Here is an 18,679-nt window from a genome sequence, read left to right on the forward strand (position 1 = left end):
TGTCTTCTGTATTGCTATCAGAGGTTAGACGTTGCCGTTATCACTCACTGTTCTTAGCTGAGTCAGATATTTAATCCAACCTTTTGCTTCAGAAGAAGGCTCAATGTTGTTCGCACGTTTCGCTTGAGCAAGAGCATTATCAAGATTCTTTAGCTTGTACCATGAACGTACTTTCGCTAAAGCAACATCAGCTTGCTTGTTCTTGTCTTTCACTTTATCCAAAACAACCAGAGCACGATCGTAGTAACCTTGTTGAACCAGTAACTGAGCCACATTCCAATGATATTGCGTGTCTTTTCTAGACGCTAACGTCCACACTTCAATAGCACTGTCCCACTCTTTCGCTAACTGCCAGTAGGTTGCTTGCTCAGCCAGAAGTTGAACATCGCTGTTCGCATCATCTAACTTACTAATTTCTTGTGCTGCGCGCTCTGGAATGCCACGTTTCGCGTAAAGCTGCGCTAACAAGCGGCGATCTGAGTTCTTCAGCTCAACACCTTGTAGATCAGCCAGTGCTAACGTGTTCAATGCATCACGATTACGATCTAACCTAAGTTGAATACCAACCAGTTGACGCCACCAGTTATCTTTCTCGGGTTGAAGTTCAATCAAGCTTTCCAGTGTAGGAATCGACTGTTTCCACTGCTTTAACTGAAGCTGTGCGCCCAGTTTTAGCGATAGAGGTGATAACTCTGGTTTTGAATTGAACTTGTCGTGATTACCGATGGCCACTAGGACTTTCGACCAGTTTTCAATTTGGTATTCAGCTTGTGCAATTCGCATCCAAAGCGTGTCTTTCTTTTCCTTTTCAGGCGCTGTTTTCACTAACTCGTAGTAGTGCGGAAGCGCGTTTTTAAACTGCTGATCGTTCAACAACAAATCAGCCAGCATACGCTTCGTTATCCAAGCTTGCTCATCGACTAACAAATTCGTATCGACGGCATAAGTGAGCTGCTTAATCGCCGCGTCAGTTTTGCCATCTTGCCAGTAAAACACACCCAACATACGAGCTACGTATGCTTTGTCGTAACCTTTAGAAAGCTCCAAGCCTGCGAGTACATCAATCGCCTGTTTAACCTGTTCATCTTGAGCAAGCTTATGCGCCTTTTGAACACGAATGGCAGTATATTGAGATAGCTCTTGCGCTTGTGTTGTAAGGGGCATTAACAACAAGCCCACTAATATCCATATATGTTTCATCATTTTGCCAACTTAAACTCTAGTTTCACGGTTTGACCAACCTGAGCTATCGCTTTTCCATCGACGACTTTCGGTTGATATTTCCATTTTTTAAGTGCTCTCATCGCTTCACGTTCAAACATACGACGTGGGTTTGCGTCAGTGACTTGAATGTCAATTGGACGTCCCGTTTCATCGATAGTAAAAGACATAATCACATGCCCTTCAGCTCCACGCTTAAGCGCTTTCGCTGGATAACGAGGCTCTACTCGATACAAAGGCATTGCTTGTTGGTTTGACCCAAAATCAGAGAATGTCGGTGCGTTAATCGCTAAGCCATCAATGGATGTGTTCAAATCCAATGAAGGCAAAGAAGACATCGAATTCAGAGGCGTAACTTCAGCTTGTGACTGAGACGTTTGCGCTTCCGGTGGCGGCTCTGGCATTTCTGGTTTTTCAGGGACTGCGCGTTGTCTTCTTTGAACTTCTTGTTCTTGTTCCACCATTACCATGTTGAAACTTAACGTCTCGCTATCGTCTGGTGAACGTTGGTGGCCATTATCGACCATCCAAGCCATGAAAGAAAACAGCGCTAAGCCCAACGCGCCCGCTAGCGGTAAAGCAAGAAATAGGCGAATCATTTATGAAGATCCTCCAAGATCATCGCTTATCAGCAGCAAGCGCAATGTTTTTAACACCTGCACCTTTCGCGGCATCCATCACTTTAACAACAGTACCGTTGTAAGCGTGTTCATCCGCTTGAATAACCAAAGAAGCATCAGGTTGTTCTAGCAACAAGTGCTCTAACGTCGCTTGGACACGTTCAACATCTACGACACGCTTGTCGATGAAAATGTCGTTTGCAGAAGTAATCGCAACAAAGATGCCTGCATCCTTTTGGCTTACTACGTTAGAAGCTTGTGGGCGATTGACTTCCACCCCTGACTCACGAACAAATGAACTGGTCACAATAAAGAAAATAAGCATGATAAAGACAATATCAAGCATCGAAGTAAGGTCTATTTGAGCCTCTTCGTTTTTAGAATGACGTCGACCGAGTCTCATCGTTGACTCCTTAAAGATTTTTCTAATTTCAATTCTAAGCGGTTACATACTTTCGCTAAGCGAGCGTGAACGAACATGCCCGCTAACGCTGCAACCATGCCTGCCATGGTTGGCAGTGTTGCTAACGAGATACCTGAAGCCATCAATTTAGGGTCACTGCTGCCTTGTGTCGCCATAACATCAAAAACAGAGATCATACCGGTTACAGTGCCTAGCAAGCCCAACATCGGGCAAATAGCGACTAACAGCTTAATAAAATTCAAGTTTTGGTTAAGCAAGATACTCGCTTGCCCTAACCAACCTTCACGAATGGCTTTGGCATGCCAAGAAGAGTGATCTTCTCTTTCATGCCATTTCGCTATCCAAGCTTGGCGTTGCTTAGGAAAGTAGAACGCAAGATAAAGCACACGTTCTACCACAAGCACCCAATACACTAGGACAACAGCCGCTAGCCACCACAGGACGAAACCGCCCTGCTCCATAAAGCTTGATAAAGACAGCAGCCAGTCACTCGTTAACCAACTCGCTGGTAATAGAGAAGCCGACAAAATATCCATTACGCAGCAGTCCCAACTGGTGAAACAACAGCGTTTGATTCAACGGTCTTTTCAGCCTGCTCAGCAACAAGACCAATACCTTGCTTCTCAAGAATATTGCGAATGTTTTCTGCTTGAGTGCTAAGAATGTTGTGTGCCAGTAGAAGAGGCATTGCCGCAACCAGACCAAGTACCGTAGTTACAAGCGCCATCGAGATACCACCCGCCATAACTTTAGGGTCGCCATTACCAAACTGAGTGATCACTTGGAATGTTTCGATCATGCCGGTTACTGTACCTAAAAGGCCCAACATTGGTGCTAGTGCCGCCAATAGCTTAAGCATCGATAGACCTTTCTCTAGGTGAGTCTGCTCATCAACTACCGCTTCTAAAAGTCGCAACTCTAACGCTTCAACCGTTTGGTTTTGTTCCTTGTTGTACATCGCAAGAACACGACCTAGTGGGTTATCACCCGCTTGCTCAGGGTTCTTAAGTTGCGCGCGAATTTTCTGGCGTGCGATAGCAAGAGAGACACCACGAACTAATGCGATGATTAGACCAATAGCTAGTAGGCCAAGAATCACTTTACCAACCACACCACCCGCTTGTAGACGGTCAGTTAAACTTGGCGTAAGTGCTAATTGCTCTAGCATAAACCCGCGAGAAGGATCGACAACCACGTTAGATACTTCACCATTCGCTAACGAAGAAAGTGACGCTAACGTTGGACCATTTTGTGGTTGCTTAAGGTAAGCGATCGCATCTTCACGCTGAGTGTTCCAGCTAACATAGCCTTGCTCTGTCACAAGACCAATCGAACCTAGTCGGTAAGCGTCAACCTTGTTTGTATTGCCTTCACCATTAATGAATGCAATTTGAGATTTGCTAAGCTCTGAACTCGCTTGAATCTGCTCAACCATGCTCATCCACAAACCGGTCAGCTGTGGCATTGAAGGCAGTGATTTAGCATCAATGATTTGATCAACAGTTGCAGTGTGTTCAGCACGATCAACACTATTCACGGTTGAGCTAAGCTCTGCGCCGAGTTCTTTTGCGTTTTGACGAACGACACCGAACAGCTCGCCTAAGCTACCGGTTTCTAAACGCAGCTTCTCTTCTAAGCGAGCAAGCTTGTTTTCGTTATCACTGAACGTTTGAGTCAGAACATCTGTCGCACCTTGGATAGACGTACGCTTCGCTTCAAGCTGAGCTTTGATCGCTTTCAGTTCTTGTTCTGTCTTTTTGAAATCAGCTTCACGCACTACGTTGTGAGAAGCTTGAGTTCGACTCTCTGATTTTGCTTTATTAACGAGCTGAGCCGTCGTATCTGATGCAGAGAAAGCTGAAAATGAAAGTGATGTAATGCAAAGCAATGCTGCTAATGGCTTTAAGTTCATTACTTAACCTCCGCAACAGTTAAAGAAACAGGTAAAGTAATTAGGCTTGGCGCCGCTTGTTGGCTTGCAATGTCGTAAGCTTTATCTAGCTCAGATTTCATTGAAGAATCTAGCTCTTGCCACTGATTTTGTGTTTGATTCCAAGACCAATATTGGCTGCCATTTAGGTTACGAGCCACCAAAGAGATACGACCTAGGTGCAGAACATCTGCCTCGATTGTTTTATCACTCGCCAATGCGACACGACCTTGGTAAACACCCAACTTAATGCCGTAGTCCATCTCGATTTGGTATGCCTCTAGGATACGGCGGTATTTCTCAGCGTCACTTACGTCAGCACGAGTCATCATTGCTTGTAGCTTTTCTACTCTTTCTAGACGCTGTTCTTTCTTAATCGGCACGTCTTTCTCTACCAACTGTTCAAGACCATCGATCATTTGATACATCAATGGCACAACACCTTGGCGTGTGTATTTGATTTCTTCGATCTGCTCTTCAATGCTTTGAGCTTCTTGGTTTTGGCTCTCAACTAATGCAGCAAGGTGATCGTGATAGATTTCTAGGTTTTTAACTTCTTCTTGCAGACGCTCAATCTCAGCTTGCAGCATTAAAGTCGCTTGTGAGCTTTTATCAATAACCTTTTGGCTCGAAGCCGACGCGTTATTGGTCTTGTTTTGAATTGATTGAGCTTGATCCAAGCTGTTTGCCATAGAAGACGTTGCAACCAAACTGATGGCAAGCGCTAGGCTAGTTTTTAAAAGATTCATAATTGTAGTCATTTACTATAGAAGAAGGTCAAATACATTTTATTGATAAATACTATTATTGATAAGCACTCTCATTATCATTAAAAGTCACTCGCATTACTAGGGATATTTTACTGAATAGCAGAATCACGAAAGGGGAAAGCCGAAACTTTCCCCTTAGTATTTAGGCTAACAATAGTACCCTACTAACAAATTAGTATTTTACCTGTAAAGTCGCCATGTAGTTACGGCCTTCGCCGATTACTACGTCTTCAGCAAATTGGTGGTTTGAAGATGTTGAACCGCCACCCGCTAGGTATTCTTTATCAAATACGTTCTCGACTGTTAGACGCGCTACGAAATCAAGAGAATCGTCGTACTTAAGCGTGTATGCAGCACCCATATCTACACGTGCATAGCCATCTTTCTTGAAAGTGTTCGCACTGTCACCGTAACGAGAACCTTCGTAGATAAGACCTAGGTTCACATCAACTTCGTTTGTTGCTGCATAGGTAGACCAAACGCTTGCTGCAAACTCAGGTACGTCAACTGGACGGTTACCTTCATACGTTTCATGGTTCGTGATTTCAGCATCTAAGTACATTGCAGAACCAGACATAGAGAATTTTTCGGAGATAAAGCCTTGCGCTGCTAACTCAGCGCCACGGTGAACTTGTTCGCCACCTTGTGTCTTCGTCCAATCGCCTGATGAAGTGTCTTCTACATCCATTGAGATGTTTTCTTGGGTAATATCAAATACCGCACCAGAAACGAATAGACGTTCGTCCATCAGCTCCCACTTAGTACCGACTTCGTAAGAAACACCCGTCGCGGCATCAAGAAGTTCGCCATCGTTGGTGTAGTTACGGCTACCGCTAGAGACAACACCTTGTGGTTCAAAGCTTTCAGAGTAAGAAGCGTAAATGCTACCGTTTGATGCCGGGTGGTAAATCAGGCCAAGCTTAGGTGCTACGTTTTCTTCTGCAACGCCATCACTTACTTTACGGTCGAAACGAGCGCCCGCAAGAACTTGCCATTCGTCATTGATAGTAATCAGATCTTGAATGTAGAAACCCCAAGTATCGTAAGTGCTCATCTTGCCTAGCGATGTTGGACCCACTGACGGTGCTGGTACCGTTGCATCTGGCGCGTATTCGCCGCTGCTGAAACGATCCATACCACGGTAATAGCTGTAGCCTAACCAATTAGCACCGAATAATAGTTGGTGCTCTGCGCCCGCAAGATCAGCGGTTGTTGTTAGATCAACGTAAGCCGTTCTGAAACGCCATTTATCATGACGGTAGTTACCGCCTTGAGTCACGGTGCCCGTACCATCAGGATTCATATTTGAAAAGCTTGGGTAGCTTTCCATATCAATACGTTCGAAATCTTGGTAGTTGAAACCTGTTTTTAATGACCATGTATCAGTCAGGTTAGCAGCAATATCAAAACCAACGTTCTCAACATCATTCTCGATCTGTGACCACTGTGCATCCCAGATGTGCTTGTCGCTACCTACTCGGTTGCCGTCTAGCGTGTATAAAGCGCCAGAATCTACGCTACCTTCGTCGTTAGTTTTGTCGTAATGAACAGAAACTGTCACGTCTTCAGTTACATCGTAATCAACGAATACACCACCAACAAAACGTTCTGTTTGTGGTTCAGTTCCGTCACCATAAGTTCTCCAAGAGCCGTAGCTTTCTTTAGATAGAATCGCGCGACCACGTAGAGTTTCAGCGTCGTTCAAAGCGCCACTTACGTCTACCGTTGTACGAGAATGGTCATTAGAACCAATATCTTGGCTAACACTTACTTGCGTATCGTAAGTTGGCTTTTTGCTTACCATGTTGATCAAACCACCTGGTGCAGAAATACCGTAAAGAAGACCAGAAGGTCCTTTTAGTACTTCAACACGCTCTAGCAGTTCGATTGGTTGACGGTAGTGAGACCAATGTTGCTGGCCATTTTTAAGGAAGCCCGAAGAGCTTTCTACCGAGAAACCACGTAGAGAGAAACGTTCACGGTTACGGCTTGTACCGCCAGCACTTACACTCGCGTCATTCTTAAGCACGTCACCAAGCGTTGTTGCACGCTGTTCATCGATGATTTGCTCATCGATTACTAAAACTTGTCCCGGAGTCTCTAATTGAGTCGCCTCCATGCGCATTGCTGTTGTGTTCGTGTCGGCTTTATAACCGTAGTCACGACCTTCAACAACCATATGCTCGTCTGTTTTTACTGTTTCTGCCAATACTGCTGGTGAAGCTAATACTGCGCCGATCACTAAAGCCAATGGGCTCTTTGAAAACATGTCCTTTACTCCGCTTTTATTCTTTTAGACGAACACTTTGTTATTTATTCGATGTGTTCGCTGAACCGTTGCCGGTACCACTGAATTATTTCGGGAGTGAATATAAGTGATAACTATTACCATTTGCATTAAATTTACATTCTTTGCATTCGTAAAGTTTTGTAAAGGCCTGTCGGTGAGTCATATTTGAGGAGTTCAACAAAACCATTCAATACAAATAATTAAGGCTCATGGACGTAAATCGACTGGTTATCTTCACCGAATTTTTTGAAACAACGGTATTTGTTCAGTCAATTGAAGACGTGAAGATTGATAAGAAAATCATCTCTTCTTATTTACTACCTTTGAAACGACAAATTTATGTATAAAAACCTCGATAGATGTAAATTAATAGTGAATTATTTTGTTTTTATTTGTTTAATTTACACAATTATCAGTGATTTTGATCACATCTATAATTCCAAACTCATTTTTTGTTTTTCGAATTGATTATCCGACTGCTAATCTCCTGCTCACTTTGAAAAGGTATCAAAGTTATAAATAATAAGGAGTGTTCTAAATGAATACCAAGAAACCTATGTCTCTGACTGGTCGAGTAATCCTCGGTATGGTCGTAGGTATATTAACGGGATTCGCCATTCAATCCCTTTTTGCAGACAACGGATTTGTTAACAACTACATCGTTAACGGACTCTTTGAAGTGGGCGGACAAATCTTTGTCGCCAGTTTAAAAATGCTTGTTGTGCCTCTAGTCTTCGTTTCACTAGTGTGCGGTACAAGTTCTCTTAAAGACTTATCAACTCTTGGCCGTATGGGTGGCAAAACGCTTGCACTTTATATCGGTACTACTGCCGTTGCCATCACTCTAGCATTAACTATCGGTAACCTGTTCCAACCTGGAGCTGGTGCGGATCTTACTGCTGCGAGCTCTTTCAAATCAGCGGATGCCCCTTCTCTGGGCCAAGTAATCATCGACATGTTCCCAACCAACCCTATTCAGGCGATGGCTGAGGGCAAAACGTTACAAGTTATCGTATTTGCAGTGTTGTTTGGTATCGCAATCAGTGCAGCGGGCAAACCCGGTGAACGTATCGCTGCAGTTTTCTCTGATCTAAACGAAGTGATCATGAAGCTAGTTGCGCTACTAATGAACCTTGCTCCTTACGGCGTATTCTTCTTGATGGCGAAACTGTTCTCTGGCCTTGGCTTAGGTGCAATTTGGAACCTAGCAGAATACTTCTTAGTGCTTGCTGGTACCCTGCTGTTGCATGGCTTGGTGACTTACAGTGCGATGCTTAAAGGATTCACAGGTCTTAGTCCGATTACGTTCCTACGTAAGATGGAAGATGCAATCATGTTTGCATTCTCAACAGCATCTTCGAACGCAACAATTCCAGTAACTATGGAAACGGCTAAGAACCGTATGGGCGTAGACAACAAAGTCGCTTCTTTCACAGTACCACTAGGTGCAACTGTGAACATGGACGGCACTGCAATCATGCAAGGTGTTGCGACGGCGTTTATCGCGCAAGCGTACAACATCGACCTTTCAATGGGTGATTACCTAATGGTTATCCTAACGGCGACACTGGCGTCTGTTGGTACTGCAGGTGTCCCTGGTGTTGGTCTTGTTATGCTAGCGATGGTATTGAACCAAGTTGGTCTACCGCTTGAAGGTATCGCTCTAATCATGGGGGTTGACCGTCTTCTTGATATGATTCGTACTGCTGTAAACATCACAGGTGATAGTGCCGTATCTATCATCGTGGCGAAGTCTGAAGGTGCTCTTGATGAGTCTCGCTTCAATGACCCTGCAGCCGGCGAGAAAGAAGAAGAAGTTAAGCTAGCGCGCCAACAGGCATAATCTAGTTTCTCTGACGCTCTTGCCTCCGAGCTAAGGCGTAATTAATGGCTACGCCTAGCCCATACCAAAGCGCATAAAGAAAAACGCCACTGCAGATGCAGTGGCGTTTTTATTGGGTATCGCTTAAGTCAGTACTACTGAGTTGGGACAGTTATCAATTTAAGGTAATTATCAATAGGGAAAGCTAATCACCGATTGGGAACATCAAGTTCACTCTCAGCCCCCCACCTTCTCTATTCTCAGCAGTTACATGTCCATTCATCACACCCATCGCTTCTTTAACAATCGCAAGGCCCAGACCGTAGCCACCAGACCGTTTGTCTCTTGCTGATTCAATACGAGTAAACGGGTCGAATATACCTGCAATCTTGTTATCAGGAATACCGTCACCGTCATCTTCTACAGATATTACACTGTAACGTCTATCCATTACCTGTTCGTATGTCGTCACGACCACATGAGCGTTCTCACCCGCGTATTTAATGGCATTCCCGACCAAGTTACCAATGACTCGAAGCAGTAGCCTCTCATCAACGTTCACCATTGATATCGGCGTCTCTAGGGAACCAATCAAAGTTTGATTCGGTTTTAAATCGTTTTGCATCTGCGCGATCAACATTGAACAATAGTGCTCAAGGTGCATTAAACTTAACTTGGAGTCATAGCGAGAGGTTTCTAAGCGGCTAAATTCAAGTATCTCACCCACCAGCTTATTCATCTCTTCTGTTTCATTTTCCATTCGTTCTAGCAAACCAATGCTTTTATCATCAACCTTGCTGCGCAGCAGGTGTAGTGCGAGGTTTTGCCTTGCTAATGGTGTTCTTAACTCGTGTGAGACATCACGAATCAAACAACGTTGCTTTTCAGCCAGAGATTTAATCTCAAAGGTCATATAATCAAAATCGTGTGCAAGCTCGTTGAATTCACGCGTGGTGGAGTTCAACTCCGACACCACACTGACCGTGAAGTCACCTTGAGCCAGTCTGCGGCTCGCTTCTCTCAATCTATCCAACGGTTGCTGAAGGCTTTTGGCCATGATAATCGAGAACAGAGACAATACGACCAATGCAATCAATGCTTTAAGCATATAGGAATATGGCGCAAAAGATTTTGCGGGATGAAACTGGTGCGGTAGTTGGATAACCAGTGTTTTACCGTTATCCAGTGGTAGGCCGAAGATCGGCTTACTCACACGATCACTAAGTTGGTGATCTAACGTTCTTAAGTATTTGAGCTTAAATTCAAAATGTGGGTGCATGTGACGATGTGTGATCGGACGATTGTCTTTATCAATGACGAACAGATAATACTGCTGAGCATTACCCCAGTCCGCGAGTTCATCCATGTCCCCTTCTTCGATCAACACATTCGCTTGGTAAGCAAGGTCGAGCATTTCCGCTTTTACCGATTCTGGGACTTTAAGCAGCGCTTTCATCAAGGCTCTTTCAGCGACACCTTGCAGGATCAAAATACTCACCAAAATGACGGTCAGGTAACTGAACAGTTGGAAAGTGAGTCCGTCTTTACGCTTAGCAATAAAATCAGGGCAACGCAGCAGTTTTTTACTCATGCTCCGACCGACTCTAGGTAACTGTAACCTTTACCACGAACGGTTTTTATATGTTGTTTAGACAAACCTGCCTGAACGAGCTTTCTACGTATATTGCTGATATGCATATCTAAATTACGATCGAAGGGACACAATTCTTTCTTGAGTACATGGATTTGCAGATCAGATTTTGAGACGACAATACCGTCATTTTTGACCAAATAATCAAGCAAGTCTTTTTCAGTGCCAGTTAATGGCAAACGAGAGAGTTGTTCACACAAGCCGTGATTAGAGGAAGCTAAAGATTGTCTCTGACGCTCAAAGCCCACTCGGCGTAAAATCACCTTTATACGAGTCAGGAGCTCAGGAACATTGAAAGGTTTAGCGATGTACTGGTCGGCGCCTGCTTGGTAGCCATCGAGCATTGAGGCATCGTCGTTAAGCGCGGTTAGCATAAGAATGGGAGTAGCAAAACGCTGACAAATACGTCTTGCTACTTGAATGCCGCTTAGGTTCGGAAGCATTACATCGAGTAGAACCAAATCGACAGGGTGAGATTGAATAAACTCAAGCGCGGATTCACCGCAATGAACAGTATCAACGTGATACCCCTCATTTTCTAACACTTCACCCAGTAATTCACACAACTGAATATCATCATCAACAACTAAAACGCGAGACATTACACATACCGATAAATAAGAACTGTTTGCATTCTAATTATCGTTATTATTGATTTCAATTATAAAGTGCCCGATTTCCTCTATAGAAGAAAATCTTTTTCAATCGGTACAAATTTTGATGCAGAATCGATAAGATTTTGAGCAGTTAACCCGGGAACACCATACACTTCAACAGGCTTGCCAAAGCGCTCTTTGATTCGCTCTACAAGGATTTCGAAATCACCGTCTCCTGATACCAAAACAATCGTATCAACCGTCTCAGCAAGTTCTATCGCGTCTAACGCAATACCCACATCCCAATCGCCTTTTGCACTGCCATCTCGACGCTGAATAAACGGCTTTAACTTCACATTAAAGCCCACACCACGAAGTATATGATGAAATTGACGCTGCTTTGGATCTTGGCTTGAGATTGCGTAAGCATTAGCTGCAATAACGTTACGCCCTTCCGTGGCAACATACCAAAACTGGTTATAGTCGAAGTTAGAACGGTATTTGTCGCGCGTCGTGTAGTAAACGTTCTGAACGTCGACCAAAATTGCTATGTTTTCCATAAATTCATACCTTTAGATTTTCCGTATACCCTATTCTATTCAATTGTAAAATGCGAGTCGCTTTACTCAATAAAAATGAACCTGCCAGCTATCGTTAACGTAAATCTAATATCTTTAGCGTAAAGCTAAGTGTCTTTACGTAATCCTAACTATGCTTATTGTAAGTGGATTTGTTTTGAGCGTTTCTTAGGTGGTTCTGATCTTCACCTTCTTCTTTACGTAGCGTTCAGATCGTACTCAGGCTTAGAGTTTTTAAAGGGAGGTTGGCAATGCTGCACCGACAAACACACAATTCGATCGTAAGCATCGACACAACCAAAGCGATGCAAACTTTAAATCAACCATCAAACTCTGGTAGCTGGTTTAGTTTGCTTAAACTACTGACCATCAGCACGGTAATAATCATGAGCTTAACCATCAATTCAGTACTCGCCTACCCCGCTTATTCTCACTCAAAGCCTTTGCCACACCGCAGTGTGATTTATTTCGCTCCAAAGGAAGATTCAATCGTTAAAGAGTTTCTGAATGAAGTGTTGCTCAATAACTGTCAATTGGACGAACGAGATGTCGTCATTATGGTTATTGCTGAGAGTGGTTACACAGTCCCAACTTGGTTAGAAGAAGAGTTTAACTTAGAAGCAGTCACCAGTATTTACGAGATCCCGAAAGGATCACATACCGCTGTTTTGATTGGTAAAGACGGGAAAGAGAAGCACCGATGGAGTGGCAAAACAGATTGGAAACAGATCACCAATATCATTGACGAAATGCCGATGCGCCAACAAGAAATGCAGCGACAAGGCAGCCGCTGCAGTATTTGATTCTTGATGGACTCAGTAGTGGCTTAGAGATCCAATTAGAAGGTCAAACGATCAAGCTTGTTTGTTAAACCAAGCAAGTTTTTCATGGAGCTGAGCCACGCTGCCTACAACAATCAGCGCTGGGCTCTTTGCGACGCTCGCAAGGTCAGCTAAACCACGTAACCCACCTCTAAACACCTTTTGTTCTTGGCGTGTACCGTTTTCGATGATCGCAACTGGCATGTCAGCTCGCATACCATTATCGAGTAGATTCTTCTGAATGTTCGGACTCTCTTTCAAGCCCATGTAAAACACGATGGTATGGTTGTGCTGAGCAAGAGATTGCCAGTCAATATCTTCGCCATCTTTCTTCAAGTGACCTGTAATAAACTGCACGCTTTGTGCATGATCACGGTGCGTCAACGGAATGCCCGCATAAGCCGTTGCTCCGGCAGCAGCTGTGATGCCCGGAATCACTTCAAATCTCACGTCATTCTCAGCTAACGTTTCACACTCTTCACCACCACGACCAAAGATAAACGAGTCACCACCTTTTAGACGCACTACGTGTTTGTTCTCTTGAGCTTTGGTCACTAATAGTTGGTTGATCTGATCTTGCGGTACGCAGTGATGATCGAGCTTTTTGCCCACATACAACATTTCCGCTTCTGGATTAGCCATCGCCAAAATATCTTTTGATACCAAACGGTCATAAACCAACACGTCTGCTTGTTGAATCACTCGTGCCGCTTTTAACGTAAGTAAGTCTGGGTCGCCCGGACCTGCACCTACTAATGAAACAAATCCTGTGTTTCCTGTTTTAACATTCGATGGCGATACTTCTGACATGCTTTGCTCCGAAAGTTAGCTTGTTATATTTCAAGCTTAATTCTATATGACGATTCATCGTTGTATGAATCACCAATATCCCTACTTCTTAGACTATCAGTTGTTGCCATAAAACTTTACGATTAATTCTAATCAAGATAGAAGTTTATATAACAAAACAATCTATTACGTTGGAAAACCCTGACATTTGCACCATCATCAAGCACACATTGCTCGCCTTAGGTGCACGGTTATCAAAGTAGAGAGTGTTAAGATCAAAAAAGCCCCAAATCAACAGCTTGGGGCTTAACACACATTATTAGTTGCTCATTAACCTAGAACTATCTAATTACTTAGCGCCTAGAGAAGGAGCTGTTTTAGCATGAGTTAGGTATAGAGGAACACACGTCATTAATAGACCACCAACGATGTTACCTAGGATTGTTGGGATAAGGTTGAAGTTCAACCATGTCGCGATACCAAAATCAGCGCCAAGAATCATACCTAGTGGGAATAGGAACATGTTTACCACTGTGTGCTCAAATACGAGTGCGAAGAAGATGAAGATTGGGAACCACATCATTGCTACACGGCCAGATACTGTGCGTGCAGTCATGTTGCCAATCACACCTAGACATACCATAAGGTTACAGAAGATACCGCGTACGAAACACGTGATCCATCCGTCCATACCCATGTTTTCAAAACCTAGGCTACGACCTGTAGAAACAGCAATGAACTTTTGAGCAACAGCGTTTGGTTCTAAAGAGAAGTTACCCGTTAGTGATACTGCAACAAGGAAAGCAACAATCAAAGAACCGATAAGGTTACCAAGACCAACAATACCCCAACAACGTAGGATACGACCCCAAGTAATACCTGGGCGGTTGTCGAATTTCGCTAAAGGTGCAAGGCCGAATACGCCAGTTACTAGGTCATAACCCATTACACTTAGAATGACGAAGCCAACTGGGAACACAAGTGCGCCAACAAGGCCAATACCGGTTTGAACCATTGCTGTAATAGCAACAACAACCGCTAGAGAAAGGATGATACCAGCCATAGTGCTTCGAATCAGAAGATCGCGAGTACTTGTTTTCGTTTTCGCTTCACCCACATCAATCATCGTTTGAACGAATTCAGCTGGTTTGTAATCAGGAGACATAAGGTTGTCCTTAAAAAGTTTAAATTAAAAGTTAAAATTGGATAGGAAAAGGCTCTAGTTGCCGAGTTAAGGCAATATCGAGAACTAGAACCCTTGAACTATCAAATCTTACTCATCCGAAGATTAAGCAGAGATTTCTACAGCGCCTTTGGCAACACGAGCTTTGTACGCTTTCACGTTGAAGTTCTCGTCTTCCATGCACACACCTGTTGCTAGGTTAAAGCGTTGCTTCTTAAGTGGGCTTGCTACCCAAAGCTCTTCTTTGTGCTCAACAATCAAGCCACGTGATAACACGTTTGACTGGAAGTAAGGGTCTGTGTTGCTAATCGCGAATACTTCTTCAGCTTTCGTTGGGCGGAATACAGCTACTTGCTCACCACCAACCAACGCACAAACACCTGTACCTGGGATAATGTCTTCGATCTTACAAACTTTGGTAAATGCCATGATGTCGTCTCCCCTTAAACAGATTCTACGTGAATGATGTCGCCCTGATGCTTTGAAGTAATGGCTTCAGGGTGTTTCTCAGTGAATGTCGCAGGACGGTGTTGTTCACGGCCATCATCAACAAACACAACGTTTTCATCACGGTCATCAGCATTGATGAAGTGTGCAAAGCGTTTAAGTTGAGCTTCATCGTTGATAGTGTCTGTCCACTCACAAGCAAAGTTATCTACTAGGCCAGCAATGTCAGTTTCAAGTTGGTCATTGATACCAAGCTTGTTGTCTACAATCACTTCACGTAGGTAATCAACACCACCTTCTAGGTTGTCCATCCATACCGAAGTACGTTGTAGTGGCGCAGCCGTGCGGATGTAGAACATCATGAAACGGTCGATGTACTTGATTAGCGTTTCTTGGTCTAGGTCGCTTGCCAGTAAGTCTGCGTGACGAGGTTTCATACCACCGTTACCACATACATACATGTTCCAACCTGCGTCAGTCGCAATAATACCTAAATCTTTACCTTGAGCTTCAGCACACTCACGAGTACAGCCAGACACACCAAACTTCATCTTATGAGGAGTACGGATGCCTTTGTAACGGTTCTCGATCATCACGCCTAGGCCAACTGAATCTTGAACGCCGTAACGACACCAAGTAGAACCTACACATGTTTTCGCCATACGAAGTGCTTTTGCGTAAGCTTGACCCGTTTCGTAACCTGCAGCGATTAACTTCTTCCAGATTGCTGGTAAGTCATCTTTCTGAGCACCAAATAGGCCGATACGTTGTGCACCTGTGATCTTGGTGTACAAGTTGTATTCAGCAGCAACATCAGCAAGAACGCTTAGTGCTTGAGGTGTTACTTCACCACCCGCCATACGAGGGATTACAGAGTAAGTACCGTCTTTTTGCATGTTACCTAGGAAGTTGTCGTTGGTATCGTGCAGCTTCACTAATTCAGGCTTAAGGATGTGTTCACCCCAGCAAGAAGCAAGGATAGAACCTGCTAGAGGCTTACATACTTCACAGCCGTAGCCTTTACCGTATTTCTCTAATAGCTCATCGAACGTTTTGATTTCTTCGATGCGAATTAGGTGGAAAAGCTCTTGGCGAGAGTATGCAAAGTGCTCACACACGTCGTTCTTCACTTCAACACCAGCTTTAGCAAGTTCAGCGTTTAGTACTGAAGTCACTAGTGGAATACAACCACCACAACCAGTACCTGCGCCTGTTACTGCTTTGATATCACCGATTGTGTGGTGACCTTCAGCAACCGCTTGAGCGATCTTGCCTTTAGTCACATCGAAACAAGAACAGATAACAGCAGACTCAGGAAGAGAATCCGCGCCAAGTGTTGGCTTTTCAGCACCAGCATGAGCAGGAAGAATCAATGCATCTGGGTGTTCTGGTAGGTCGATTTCGTTCAGCATAAGCTGTAGAAGATCACCGTAGTCAGACGTGTCACCAACCATTACTGCACCAAGCAGCTTCTTGTTGTCTTCAGAAACGATTAGACGCTTGTAAACTTCTTGTTCTTCGTTTTGGTAAACGTAGCTCTTACAGCCAGGAGTACGACCGTTCGCATCGCCGATAGAGCCTACTTTCACGCCCAAAAGCTTAAGCTTCGCAGACATGTCAGCACCTTCAAATGTGCTTTCGTTACCAACAACGTGGTCAACCGCTACCGTTGCCATTTTGTAACCAGGAGCCACTAGGCCGTAGAACGTTTGGTTCCAAGACGCACACTCACCGATTGCGTAGATGTCTTTGTCTGTCGTTTGACAGTGATCATTAATCTCGATACCGCCACGTGGTGCAATACCCAGCCCCATTTGACGAGCAAGTTTGTCTTGTGGGCGAATACCAGCAGAGAATACGATGAAATCAGTTTCTAGCTCAGTACCGTCTGCAAAGCGCATTACGTTACGAGCTTCAGTGCCTTCAGGAGCAATCTCAAGCGTGTTCTTACTTGTATGTACGTTAACGCCCATACGTTCGATTTTTTGACGAAGTTGGTTACCACCCGCTTGGTCAAGCTGCTCAGCCATTAGCTTTGGAGCAAACTCAACAACGTGCGTGGTTACACCAAGAGCTTTTAGTGCGCCTGCAGCTTCAAGACCAAGCAAACCACCACCAACAACCACACCAGATTTAGAATTCTTAGCGGTTGCTTCGATAGCTTTCAAGTCTTCGATTGTGCGGTAAACGAAACAGTCTTTACCTTCGTTACCTTTGATTGGCGGAACGAATGGGTATGAACCTGTAGCAAGGATTAGCTTGTCGTATTGAATTTCACGACCAGTACTTGAGTAAACTGTTTTCTTTTCACGGTTAACGTTAATAGCACGCTCACCGATCAGCATGTTGATGCCGTGTTTCTCGTAGAAGCCTTCTTTAACTAAAGAAAGTTCGTCCGCAGTATGGTGTGAAAAGTAAGAAGAAAGGTGTACACGATCATAGGCTACGCGAGGCTCTTCACAGAAGACTGTGATGTCCATGTTAGCAACGTCTGTCTTCTCGACTAAATCTTCGATATAGCGATGGCCGACCATCCCGTTACCGATTACGACTAGCTTCATCTTGCTCATAAGAATTCCTGAAGGTTATATATTTCTTAACTGAGCGAATAATGAATTATGAAAGAAAATGAAAATATGATGTAAATCAATTACGAAATCGAACTACCCTAAAGGGGTAGGGCAAAAGAGGTAGATCTGCTAATTTATCATACGAAGCAAACGAATAACCGTAGGTTTAATAAGGTTTAGCGGGGTTTTATATACACTTTCGTGCATTAGATAAGATGTTGTAAAGTTTCACAATAGGTTAGCAGTAACACAAGTAAATGACAATCATTTTCATTTGTGGTCATAATAAGTGTAATAACTCATGAAAGCGTTACAGGATCATAAGCAACTATGTATAAATATGAAGAATTTAATGACGCAAAAGACAGTCGCCCTTTTCCATTCCCCACTCATTCCACTCACAAACGGCGCAATTGGTTAACAGATGCTGTTGGTTGTTTAGCAAATGATAGGTTTACATAAGGAAAAGACCGGCACAAAAGTGATCTGATATAGCTTGTTCCTAGTGGTGCTACTGATTAGAGAGCATACGTGGAAGTTTGAACATAGCATGAGGGTTTAGAATTTCAGATAGCAAAAAGGCCAGCATTTCTGCTGGCCTTTCAACTTTGAATAGTGGAGGCGCCTCCCGGAGTCGAACCGAGGTCCACGGATTTGCAATCCGCTGCATAGCCACTCTGCCAAGGCGCCTTCAATAGTGTTTTAAGAGAACAACTCTTTTGATTAATACCAAGCGAGGTAATAATCAAATAGATGGTGCCCCGGGCCGGACTTGAACCGGCACAACGCGAACGTCGAGGGATTTTAAATCCCTTGTGTCTACCAATTCCACCACCAGGGCACGCAATTTTTTATTGCGATGCCGATTACTGAAAAGTAAAACACCATCTTAATGTCAAAATGAATCAACACTACAAAATTTGGAGCGATACATCGGGTTCGAACCGATGACCTCAACCTTGGCAAG

General features: G+C 43.9%; 16 protein-coding genes and 2 tRNA genes. 2 read left to right on the forward strand and 16 right to left on the reverse strand.

Features of this window, described 5'->3' with window-relative positions; genetic code table 11:
- Positions 1-24: 24 nt before the first annotated feature.
- From AB6D06_RS12040 to AB6D06_RS12070, 7 genes are all read right to left on the reverse strand, one after another.
- On the reverse strand, positions 25-1,203 hold the full coding sequence (locus AB6D06_RS12040) for a tetratricopeptide repeat protein (protein ID WP_372099393.1): 1,179 nt from the start codon (positions 1,201-1,203) through the stop codon (positions 25-27).
- Positions 1,200-1,820 carry an energy transducer TonB gene (locus AB6D06_RS12045; protein ID WP_008219721.1) on the reverse strand — a complete coding sequence of 207 codons (621 nt, stop codon included), beginning with the start codon at positions 1,818-1,820 and terminating at the stop codon, positions 1,200-1,202. Before AB6D06_RS12045 ends, AB6D06_RS12040 begins: the two co-directional genes overlap by 4 nt.
- 19 nt (positions 1,821-1,839) lie before the next feature.
- Positions 1,840-2,244: a biopolymer transporter ExbD gene (locus AB6D06_RS12050; RefSeq protein WP_004739212.1), complete on the reverse strand. Its 405-nt coding sequence runs from the start codon at positions 2,242-2,244 to the stop codon at positions 1,840-1,842.
- A complete protein-coding gene (locus tag AB6D06_RS12055; protein WP_372099397.1) occupies positions 2,241-2,801 on the reverse strand; it encodes a MotA/TolQ/ExbB proton channel family protein in 561 nt (186 codons plus the stop codon). Before AB6D06_RS12055 ends, AB6D06_RS12050 begins: the two co-directional genes overlap by 4 nt.
- Positions 2,801-4,177 (reverse strand): MotA/TolQ/ExbB proton channel family protein, encoded by a 1,377-nt coding sequence (locus tag AB6D06_RS12060; RefSeq protein WP_017062549.1) that lies wholly within the window; start codon positions 4,175-4,177, stop codon positions 2,801-2,803. The genes AB6D06_RS12055 and AB6D06_RS12060 overlap by 1 nt, the downstream gene beginning before the upstream one ends.
- Entirely contained in the window at positions 4,177-4,944 is a 768-nt protein-coding gene (locus tag AB6D06_RS12065) for a DUF3450 domain-containing protein (protein ID WP_372099399.1), read from the reverse strand. Before AB6D06_RS12065 ends, AB6D06_RS12060 begins: the two co-directional genes overlap by 1 nt.
- Positions 4,945-5,137: 193 nt before the next feature.
- Positions 5,138-7,234, reverse strand: coding sequence for a TonB-dependent siderophore receptor (locus AB6D06_RS12070; RefSeq protein ID WP_372099401.1), 2,097 nt, complete (start codon positions 7,232-7,234; stop codon positions 5,138-5,140).
- A gap of 559 nt (positions 7,235-7,793) precedes the next feature.
- Between AB6D06_RS12070 and AB6D06_RS12075 the strand changes: the two genes are divergently transcribed.
- A complete protein-coding gene (locus tag AB6D06_RS12075) occupies positions 7,794-9,098 on the forward strand; it encodes a dicarboxylate/amino acid:cation symporter (protein ID WP_017062553.1) in 1,305 nt (434 codons plus the stop codon).
- Positions 9,099-9,282: 184 nt separating this feature from the next.
- On the opposite strand, the gene AB6D06_RS12080 is transcribed toward AB6D06_RS12075, so the two are convergent.
- The 3 genes from AB6D06_RS12080 to AB6D06_RS12090 form a co-directional block, all read right to left on the reverse strand.
- The gene (locus AB6D06_RS12080) at positions 9,283-10,668 is read right to left on the reverse strand and encodes a sensor histidine kinase (protein WP_017064547.1); all 1,386 of its coding nucleotides are present in this window, start codon (positions 10,666-10,668) and stop codon (positions 9,283-9,285) included.
- Positions 10,665-11,330 carry a response regulator transcription factor gene (locus tag AB6D06_RS12085; protein WP_017062555.1) on the reverse strand — a complete coding sequence of 222 codons (666 nt, stop codon included), beginning with the start codon at positions 11,328-11,330 and terminating at the stop codon, positions 10,665-10,667. The genes AB6D06_RS12080 and AB6D06_RS12085 overlap by 4 nt, the downstream gene beginning before the upstream one ends.
- Positions 11,331-11,410: 80 nt before the next feature.
- Positions 11,411-11,884 (reverse strand): NYN domain-containing protein, encoded by a 474-nt coding sequence (locus AB6D06_RS12090; RefSeq protein WP_010429860.1) that lies wholly within the window; start codon positions 11,882-11,884, stop codon positions 11,411-11,413.
- Between the two features lie 323 nt (positions 11,885-12,207).
- Between AB6D06_RS12090 and AB6D06_RS12095 the strand changes: the two genes are divergently transcribed.
- Entirely contained in the window at positions 12,208-12,705 is a 498-nt protein-coding gene (locus AB6D06_RS12095; RefSeq protein WP_050546503.1) for a DUF4174 domain-containing protein, read from the forward strand.
- Positions 12,706-12,756: 51 nt separating this feature from the next.
- Here AB6D06_RS12095 and cobA read toward each other — a convergent pair whose 3' ends face one another.
- From cobA to AB6D06_RS12125, 6 genes are all read right to left on the reverse strand, one after another.
- Positions 12,757-13,533 carry a uroporphyrinogen-III C-methyltransferase gene (gene cobA, locus AB6D06_RS12100; protein ID WP_372110315.1) on the reverse strand — a complete coding sequence of 259 codons (777 nt, stop codon included), beginning with the start codon at positions 13,531-13,533 and terminating at the stop codon, positions 12,757-12,759.
- A 328-nt stretch (positions 13,534-13,861) separates the two neighbouring features.
- Entirely contained in the window at positions 13,862-14,677 is an 816-nt protein-coding gene (locus AB6D06_RS12105; protein ID WP_017062558.1) for a formate/nitrite transporter family protein, read from the reverse strand.
- A gap of 123 nt (positions 14,678-14,800) precedes the next feature.
- Entirely contained in the window at positions 14,801-15,124 is a 324-nt protein-coding gene (nirD, locus tag AB6D06_RS12110) for a nitrite reductase small subunit NirD (RefSeq protein WP_017069123.1), read from the reverse strand.
- 14 nt (positions 15,125-15,138) lie between these two features.
- Positions 15,139-17,712, reverse strand: coding sequence for a nitrite reductase large subunit NirB (gene nirB, locus AB6D06_RS12115; RefSeq protein WP_017071488.1), 2,574 nt, complete (start codon positions 17,710-17,712; stop codon positions 15,139-15,141).
- 616 nt (positions 17,713-18,328) lie between these two features.
- A tRNA-Cys gene (locus tag AB6D06_RS12120) sits at positions 18,329-18,402 on the reverse strand.
- Positions 18,403-18,466: 64 nt separating this feature from the next.
- Positions 18,467-18,553: transfer RNA gene (locus tag AB6D06_RS12125), tRNA-Leu, on the reverse strand.
- Positions 18,554-18,679 lie beyond the last annotated feature (126 nt).

The organism is Vibrio sp. 10N.239.311.G01, from assembly GCF_041465805.1.
GTDB lineage: Bacteria > Pseudomonadota > Gammaproteobacteria > Enterobacterales > Vibrionaceae > Vibrio > Vibrio crassostreae_C.

Bases quoted from the DNA above. Each gene is read 5' to 3' on its own strand.
- AB6D06_RS12040 (WP_372099393.1), bottom strand. From the start codon at position 1,203: ATGATGAAACATATATGGATATTAGTGGGCTTGTTGTTAATGCCCCTT.
- AB6D06_RS12045 (WP_008219721.1), bottom strand. From the start codon at position 1,820: ATGATTCGCCTATTTCTTGCTTTACCGCTAGCGGGCGCGTTGGGCTTA.
- AB6D06_RS12050 (WP_004739212.1), bottom strand. From the start codon at position 2,244: ATGAGACTCGGTCGACGTCATTCTAAAAACGAAGAGGCTCAAATAGAC.
- AB6D06_RS12055 (WP_372099397.1), bottom strand. From the start codon at position 2,801: ATGGATATTTTGTCGGCTTCTCTATTACCAGCGAGTTGGTTAACGAGT.
- AB6D06_RS12060 (WP_017062549.1), bottom strand. From the start codon at position 4,177: ATGAACTTAAAGCCATTAGCAGCATTGCTTTGCATTACATCACTTTCA.
- AB6D06_RS12065 (WP_372099399.1), bottom strand. From the start codon at position 4,944: ATGAATCTTTTAAAAACTAGCCTAGCGCTTGCCATCAGTTTGGTTGCA.
- AB6D06_RS12070 (WP_372099401.1), bottom strand. From the start codon at position 7,234: ATGTTTTCAAAGAGCCCATTGGCTTTAGTGATCGGCGCAGTATTAGCT.
- AB6D06_RS12075 (WP_017062553.1), top strand. From the start codon at position 7,794: ATGAATACCAAGAAACCTATGTCTCTGACTGGTCGAGTAATCCTCGGT.
- AB6D06_RS12080 (WP_017064547.1), bottom strand. From the start codon at position 10,668: ATGAGTAAAAAACTGCTGCGTTGCCCTGATTTTATTGCTAAGCGTAAA.
- AB6D06_RS12085 (WP_017062555.1), bottom strand. From the start codon at position 11,330: ATGTCTCGCGTTTTAGTTGTTGATGATGATATTCAGTTGTGTGAATTA.
- AB6D06_RS12090 (WP_010429860.1), bottom strand. From the start codon at position 11,884: ATGGAAAACATAGCAATTTTGGTCGACGTTCAGAACGTTTACTACACG.
- AB6D06_RS12095 (WP_050546503.1), top strand. From the start codon at position 12,208: ATGCAAACTTTAAATCAACCATCAAACTCTGGTAGCTGGTTTAGTTTG.
- cobA (WP_372110315.1), bottom strand. From the start codon at position 13,533: ATGTCAGAAGTATCGCCATCGAATGTTAAAACAGGAAACACAGGATTT.
- AB6D06_RS12105 (WP_017062558.1), bottom strand. From the start codon at position 14,677: ATGTCTCCTGATTACAAACCAGCTGAATTCGTTCAAACGATGATTGAT.
- nirD (WP_017069123.1), bottom strand. From the start codon at position 15,124: ATGGCATTTACCAAAGTTTGTAAGATCGAAGACATTATCCCAGGTACA.
- nirB (WP_017071488.1), bottom strand. From the start codon at position 17,712: ATGAGCAAGATGAAGCTAGTCGTAATCGGTAACGGGATGGTCGGCCAT.